7 protein-coding genes are annotated in these 7,278 nt (G+C 40.2%); 4 read left to right on the plus strand and 3 right to left on the minus strand.

The window, feature by feature from the left end:
• The 3 genes from E1176_RS09080 to E1176_RS09090 form a co-directional block, all read left to right on the plus strand.
• On the plus strand, nucleotides 1-236 hold a 236-nt coding region (locus E1176_RS09080), incomplete at its 5' end, for a DUF202 domain-containing protein (protein ID WP_155210293.1).
• 7 nt (nucleotides 237-243) lie between these two features.
• The gene (locus E1176_RS09085; RefSeq protein ID WP_155210294.1) at nucleotides 244-2,034 is read left to right on the plus strand and encodes an SLC13 family permease; all 1,791 of its coding nucleotides are present in this window, start codon (nucleotides 244-246) and stop codon (nucleotides 2,032-2,034) included.
• A gap of 50 nt (nucleotides 2,035-2,084) precedes the next feature.
• Nucleotides 2,085-4,046: an aconitate hydratase gene (locus E1176_RS09090; protein WP_155210295.1), complete on the plus strand. Its 1,962-nt coding sequence runs from the start codon at nucleotides 2,085-2,087 to the stop codon at nucleotides 4,044-4,046.
• Nucleotides 4,047-4,263: 217 nt separating this feature from the next.
• On the opposite strand, the gene E1176_RS09095 is transcribed toward E1176_RS09090, so the two are convergent.
• A complete protein-coding gene (locus E1176_RS09095; protein ID WP_185152718.1) occupies nucleotides 4,264-4,671 on the minus strand; it encodes a response regulator in 408 nt (135 codons plus the stop codon).
• 132 nt (nucleotides 4,672-4,803) lie between these two features.
• Here E1176_RS09095 and E1176_RS09100 point away from each other — a divergent pair, with 132 nt between their 5' ends.
• Nucleotides 4,804-5,940, plus strand: coding sequence for a serine hydrolase domain-containing protein (locus E1176_RS09100; RefSeq protein WP_155210297.1), 1,137 nt, complete (start codon nucleotides 4,804-4,806; stop codon nucleotides 5,938-5,940).
• On the opposite strand, the gene E1176_RS09105 is transcribed toward E1176_RS09100, so the two are convergent.
• Both E1176_RS09105 and E1176_RS09110 read right to left on the minus strand, forming a co-directional pair.
• Nucleotides 5,941-6,339, minus strand: a complete 399-nt coding sequence (locus tag E1176_RS09105) for a response regulator (RefSeq protein WP_155210298.1) — start codon at nucleotides 6,337-6,339, stop codon at nucleotides 5,941-5,943.
• Nucleotides 6,340-6,482: 143 nt separating this feature from the next.
• Nucleotides 6,483-7,265 (minus strand): PhzF family phenazine biosynthesis protein, encoded by a 783-nt coding sequence (locus tag E1176_RS09110; RefSeq protein WP_155210299.1) that lies wholly within the window; start codon nucleotides 7,263-7,265, stop codon nucleotides 6,483-6,485.
• Nucleotides 7,266-7,278: the final 13 nt, after the last annotated feature.

Consider the following 7,278-nt stretch of genomic DNA (forward strand, 5'->3'; position numbering starts at 1 on the left):
GAGACAGGAGACATTATTTTGCCCGAATAAGAACTTTAATGGCCAATGAGAGAACATTGATGGCCTATTACAGAGCTGCCTTAGCCATGTTGGGTATTAGTGCATTCGTTTTTAAGTTTTTTGAGTCTCTTCTCTTCAACATTCTTTCGGCCACTTTTTTATTGGCGAGCATTTCGCTAATGATCTACGGCACTTCGCGCTACCTCGTATTTAAAAAGAAAATATTGAGGAAATAGACCATTTATGGAAACGGAATTAATAATCGTCTTTGGCATTGTAGTAGGGGCGTTAGGACTATTTATATCCGGCATCATTCCTATTGATCAAACTGCCATTCTCATAATGGTAAGCCTAATGATTACGGGCATTCTCACACCAGAGGAGGGCGTAAGTGGCTTTAGTAATACGGCAACTCTTACAGTACTGGCGCTACTCATAGTGAGTCAGGGACTGAGAAATACCGGTGTGGTAGATGCGTTGGGCGACCAAATGCTGAGTATTACTCAAGGTGGTAAATGGCAAGCTGTATTAATTATCATGATTATAGCGGCCATATCTTCAGCTTTTATAAATACTACAGCGGTAGTGGCGGTTTTTATTCCTATAATGTTTAAAATATCGCAGCAGACTAAGATTAAAGCAGCGATTTTACTCATTCCTTTGTCATTTGCTGCAATGGTGGGCGGTTCATCTACCATGATTGGCACTTCCACCAACCTTTTAATTAATGCTGTCTCAAGGGCCAATGGTGCTGACGGATTTAGAATATTTGACCTTACACTCATGGGAGTGATTTTGTTGGTCGCTCTCATTATATATATGCTCTTTATTGGCATTCGTTTTCTAAACAAGAAACCACAAAATATAAGTGTGTTTAATAAAGAGCTTGAAGAGAAAAATTACATAACCGAAGTACTTGTTGTTGAAGGATCTGAATTGATAGGAGAGAAACTTGAAGCCTTAAAATTGCATGACAAAACAGAATACAAACTGCTCAGGCTTATTCGCAATAACAGAATTATCAAAAGAGATGATCAGCTCACTCTAAGAGCTGGTGATGTGCTCACCGTAAAAACCAACATCCATGAGATCATAAACCTTAATAATAATAAAGATTTAAGGATACTTTCGAATGCTGAAGATCGCAGCATCGAGCAAAATGAGGACGAGGATCGCGTTTTGTTTGAAGCGCTGATTGTACCTAACTCCAACTTAATCGGTAGAAAGGTAAAAGACATTCAGTTTAACCGATTTTACGATGCCATACCGCTCGCGGCAAGAAGAGGTGGTCTTATGGGAGATCAGAAATTGATGGATCACGTGATACAAGTGGGTGATATTCTATTGATGGACGGAGATAATTTGCCAGAAACAGAACAGTCAAAACACGATTGGATAGTGGTGCAGCAGGTATCCCGGGAAAATATAGTAAGTCAGCTCCGTAGTAGAAGACAGATGACCACTTCCGTGAGTATCTTGATTCTCATTATCTTTTTGGCCGTAAGTAACATCTTTCCTATCCTTATCAGTGCCTGGCTGGGTGTCGCGCTCATGTTTCTTACCGGCTGTCTTTCTGTAAAGAAAGCTTACGAAAACGTAGAGTGGAAAGTGATCTTCCTCTTAGCCGGAGTTATACCTCTCGGCACAGCACTCTCAAAAACCGGAGGGGATCAGGTAATCGCTGATTTCATCGTTAACTTTTCCAGTGATACAAGTCCCCGTTTTGTAGTTTCGGTACTATTCATCTTTACCACATTATTGACCAGTATCATGAGTAATCAAGCCACTGCTATTTTACTTGTGCCTATTGCTGTCAAAGTTGCGATAAGTATGAGTATACCAGCCGAACCGCTTCTCATAGCTATTTTATTTGGGGCCAATACCAGCTTCATTACACCGGTAGGCTACCAGACCAATGCCATGATTTATGGCCCCGGTAATTATTCATTTAAAGATTTTCTGAAAGTAGGGGGAGGAATAAGTCTCATATTCTGGATACTGATAACGGTACTTGTACCGATATTCTATATGTAAACAATGGTGAAGCGTAGCCTGTTTTGTAGTTAACCAAACCAATCAACTACATGAGTAATCCAATGAACGTTTCCCAGAAACTGATCAAATCACATTTGCTGTCCGGTGAGATGGAACCAGGCAAAGAGATCGGTTTAAAAATAGATCACGTCTTACAGCAAGATGCTACAGGTACACTTATTATGCTTGAGTTGGAGGCCATTGGTCTTGGCGAAGTAAAAGCAGAAGTAGGTGTGCAGTATGTAGACCATAACTTGCTACAAACTGATTTCAAAAATGCTGATGATCATTTATTTCTTCAGTCAGCGGCTAAGAAATTTGGCTATTGGTACAGCAGACCGGGCAATGGTATCAGCCATGCTGTGCATATGTCACGATTTGGAGTGCCTGGCAAGAGCCTTGTAGGATCAGACAGTCATTCCTGCGCTGGCGGAGGTCTTGGTATGCTGGCTATCGGTACGGGTGGCCTAGATGTCGCCCTTGCTGCCGCAGGCAAGCCTTATTATGTGAAGATGCCCAAAATTATGGGTGTGAAGCTTACCGGAGAAATGCCAGACTGGGTAAGCGCCAAAGATGTAATACTTGAGATGCTCAGGCGCTATGATGTAAAAGGCGGAAGAGGCTTTATTATTGAATATTATGGAGAGGGAGTTAAAAATTTAAGCACTTGGGACAGACATGTAATTGCCAATATGGGTACTGAGTTGGGAGCTACTACGACCGTATTCCCTTCAGATGAGATCACCAAACAATTTTTAAAGTTAGAAGGCCGTGAAGAAGACTGGGTTGCTCTTGAAGCCGATGAAGGAGCTTCTTATGATGCCCATGATGAAATTAACCTTTCTGAGCTGGTGCCATTGATTGCCATGCCTAGTAGTCCTGGAAAAGTGGTAGAAGTAAGAGAAGTTGAAGGTAAGGAAGTTTCTCAGGTGGTTATAGGGTCTTCTGCCAATCCTGGCCCCAGAGATTTTTGGGTAGTAGGAGAAATTGTAAAAGATCAGGTGATTCCGGCAGATGTATCTTTTGATATTAATCCTTCATCTAGACAGGTAATCCAAAATCTGGCGTCAGAAGGTAGTCTTGCTCATTTAGTGCAAGCAGGAGCGAGGTTTCACCAGTCTGGTTGCATGGGTTGCATTGGCATGGGGCAGGCTCCGGCTACAGGCCAGATAAGTTTAAGAACTATGCCTCGAAATTTTCCCGGGCGCTCGGGCACCATCGATGACCAGGTTTATCTATGTAGTCCTGAGACGGCTGCAGCCGCAGCACTTACAGGCAAAATAACAGACCCCAGAGATCTGGAGAATACGCATAATATCAAATACCCAAAATATACAGAGCCTGACAAAATAAAGATCAATACACAAATGTTGATCAAGCCGGAAAAGAATGGGGCTGATATGAAGCTTAATAAGGGGCCAAACATTAAATCAATCCCGGATTTTGACGAGTTAGGAAATGCCATAGAAATGCCGGTAATTCTTAAAATGCCTGATAATATTTCTACTGATGAGATATTGAAAGCCGGGACAGAAGTTTTGCCATTGAGAAGTAATATTCCAGAGATTAGTAAATATGCTTTTCATGTAGTAGACGGCAATTTTTACGAGAGAGCTCAGGCTTCTATGGATTCACACGGAGGCCATATTGTAATTGCCGGTGAAAATTACGCTCAAGGCTCTAGCAGAGAGCACGCGGCATTAGCGCCAAGGTATCTTGGCCAAAAGGCTGTGATAGCCAAGAGCTATGCTCGTATTGGTTGGCAAAATCTCATCAATTTTGGAATAATTCCTTTCGAATTTTCAGATCAATCTGATTATGACAAAATTGATAAAAAGGATTTAATAAAAATTGAAAACCTGCGTGACTCTATAAAGGAAATGAAGGATGTTGTAGCCATTAATACCACAAAAAACGTGGAAATCAAATTGAAATATAACATCAGTGAGCGTCAGCGAGATTTGTTGCTTTATGGAGGTGTTATAAATTTTTTAAGAAAAGAAATGGCCTAGTTAAGAATATGAAAGCCACTGTAAGTCAATTATTTAAGTGAGATTTATTTGAAATATTAAGAAAGAGTGCTATCTTGTTTCATGCGATTGCGAGGGCTGAAATTCTCTCAAACGCGAAAGGAGGCTGTACAGTGATTTAGGATACCAACAATCTTAGATGCTAGCCAACCCAAAGGCGAGGACAACTCGCCTTTTGGCGTTTTAAAAGCGCTGTTTTCTAATTCAAATATATTTTACCAAATCTGCTAAAGAACGAATAAGCACTTGAGGTATTGCTGGCTTCAAACATCGAAGGAATTTTAGTGGCGATATCCTTTTTGTTGATAAACATAAAAGCACCTTCTTTCAAACATTTAGCTCTCAGGTCTAAGTCATCGATCGATGTTACAATCGCAACTTTAATCTTTTTATTGATTTCCTTTATGCGCTGTAGTACATCAAGGCCATTCATACCATTTAATGAGAAATCAAGAAACACAATAGAGGGGTGCTCGACCCGATCCTTTAATTGCTCTAAACAAGCTTCTCCCGAATCAAAATGAAGGACTTGCTTGTACCGGTTGCTTTTTAGTAATTTGTCAAATACTGTACTGAAAACTGGATCGTCATCTACAATATAAAACAAGCTTTTCGATAGTGGTGTGGAGCGTAACATGTAATAAATGTAGCCTCACATATTTTATGATTGAAAAATAATCGATGAATGGTGATGTTTGCTCGGTGAATGTCTGTAGATTTTACATAAAGCATTTGAAGTATGAAATACAATTTCTTAATACTACTGTTTATTCTGTCCTACGGACTTTCTGCTCAATATTTTCCTGAAAGAGGAAGTTGGGAAAGAAAGGCGCCAAAAGAAGTTGGCTTTAATAACAACAGCTTAAAGGCAGCTGTAGATTATGCCATTGAGAACGAATATTCCGGATCAAAAGATTTGCGTATTGCAATTTTAGAAGGCTTTAGTAGAGAGCCTTATCATAAGTTAGCCGGCCCAACCAAAAAACGTGGTGGTGCAGCAGGGCTCATTATTAAAGATGGTTATTTAGCAGCTGAGTGGGGTGACCTCGATCGGGTTGATATGACTTTTAGTGTCACCAAAAGTTACTTGTCTACAGTGGCAGGCCTGGCTTATGATGAGAAACTTATTAAGGAGATGGATGAAAAGGTAAGTAAATATGTTTGGGATGGCACTTACGAAGGTGTACACAACAGTGAGATTACCTGGCACCATTTACTTACGCAATCCTCTGATTACTCTGGTGAGTTATTTGGCATGAAAGATTGGGCTGACAGACCACCCAGAGAAGGTGGTATTGACGATTGGAAATATCGCGAATTAAAAACGCCCGGAAGTAATTTTGAGTACAATGATGTACGTGTTAACCTGCTTGCATACTCACTTTTACAAGTATGGAGAAAGCCTCTACCAATGGTTTTGAAAGAGCACGTAATGGATCCTATAGGAGCTTCATCAACCTGGCGATGGTATGGCTACGACAATTCTTTTGTAAACATAGATGGCATTAAGATGCAATCAGTCAGTGGAGGAGGTCATTCAGGTGGTGGTATTTTTATCAATACCTACGACCATGCACGCTTTGGTTTATTGTTTTTAAACGATGGGAGATGGTTTGGCAAACAGATAATTTCAAAAGAGTGGATTGATATGGCTACAAAACCCTCAGAAGCATATGAGAGCTATGGTTACATGTGGTGGCTCAACAAAGGGCCTCGCGCTTTAAAGGATGTTGAAAATACGGAGATTTATTATGCAGCGGGTTTTGGTGGCAACTTTATCGTGATTGATAAAAGTAATAATTTGGTGATCGTTACAAGGTGGCTGGAGCCCTCTAAGCTAAATGATTTCTTAGCTAAGGTATACGAAGCACTTTAACTACCACATGCCCCAACCATTGGTCTGATTACCTTTTTCACTTATAAGTTGCTTGATTATTGGATTGATCAGGTCGTAAACTTCTTCGTCTTTTGTAAGGTACATATCAGCGCCCCGGTCTATAGAGCGGTCAATTACAGATTTAGATGTTTCGCTGGTCACATACAGCAATGCAGAATCCTGAGAGTGCATTTTTAGAAGCGGAATATAATCATTGCCTTTGGTTTCACTTGTTCCAAAATTATGATCTAGTACAATCACATCCGGCTTTTCGTATAAACTAGGCAATGCATCTTCCACGCTCATAAAAATTTTTACAGCGTAGCCCCACTCAGATAATTTACGACCTAGTAATTTAGAAAAGAACGGGTCATCATCGATAAGATATACCTTTGTCATATTTGTACGAAGAGAGTATTTTGTCTAAAATCTTCTAATAATCAATACATATGCCAAAAGGGCTAATAAGGGCCAATTGAAGGTATGACTAGAATATGTTTCCAGATTTGGGAAAGAAAGACAAAATCAAGACCCATTACAGGTTAAATTTCCGCCTTGCCACTCACGAGTGTTTTATACTGTCCACTCAGTTTTACTTTTGTATTTATCATTTCACAATTAAAAAAACCACCTCTAGGGCTTAGCTGCAGTCCGGTAAGTTTGTCTTTGCCTAGTTTGTCTGACCAAAAAGGTGTGAGGGCTGCATGAGATGAGCCAGTGGCATGATCCTCCAATTGCTGTACTTTTGGAACAATGGTACGACTCACAAAGTCGGTGTTACTTCCTTTTGCTGTTACTACATAACCAAAAGGCTCACAGCCTCTTAATCCTGCAAAGTTGGGTTGCATTTTTTTTACAACTTCCTCACTCTCTACAAGTACTATATGCTTATTGTTATTTTCATAATAGCCTTTTATATCTACTCCCAAACCTTTTGCTATCGCAGGATCAAAATCATCTACGTTAGACTCAATAGGATCAAGAATCATAGCACATTGATTTTGACCTGATATATGCCCTTCAATAAAACCTGACTTGTATTTTATACTCAAAGGCTTTTGATTTTGCAGGTAAGCAAAAGCAGCTAGCGAACCGTGTCCGCAAAGCTCTATTTCATCATCGGGAGCAAACCACCTCACGTGCCACTGGTCATGCTCATCCTGCCATAAAAATGTAGTAGCAGGTTGATTGTAATCAGCAGCAATGTTTTGCATTTGATGATTTGGAAAGGGAGCGTCCAAGACTACAATAGCAGCTGTATTGCCTTTGCAGGAATATTCATCACTGGTAAAGACCGAAATAATTGAAAAAGGATAATTAGCCATGTTTTATGTACTT

Origin of the sequence: Fulvivirga aurantia (genome assembly GCF_009711475.1) — a bacterium.
In the GTDB taxonomy this organism is placed as follows: Bacteria; Bacteroidota; Bacteroidia; order Cytophagales; family Cyclobacteriaceae; genus Fulvivirga; species Fulvivirga aurantia.

Bases quoted from the DNA above. Each gene is read 5' to 3' on its own strand.
- E1176_RS09105 (WP_155210298.1), bottom strand. From the start codon at position 6,339: ATGACAAAGGTATATCTTATCGATGATGACCCGTTCTTTTCTAAATTA.
- E1176_RS09100 (WP_155210297.1), top strand. From the start codon at position 4,804: ATGAAATACAATTTCTTAATACTACTGTTTATTCTGTCCTACGGACTT.
- E1176_RS09090 (WP_155210295.1), top strand. From the start codon at position 2,085: ATGAGTAATCCAATGAACGTTTCCCAGAAACTGATCAAATCACATTTG.
- E1176_RS09110 (WP_155210299.1), bottom strand. From the start codon at position 7,265: ATGGCTAATTATCCTTTTTCAATTATTTCGGTCTTTACCAGTGATGAA.
- E1176_RS09085 (WP_155210294.1), top strand. From the start codon at position 244: ATGGAAACGGAATTAATAATCGTCTTTGGCATTGTAGTAGGGGCGTTA.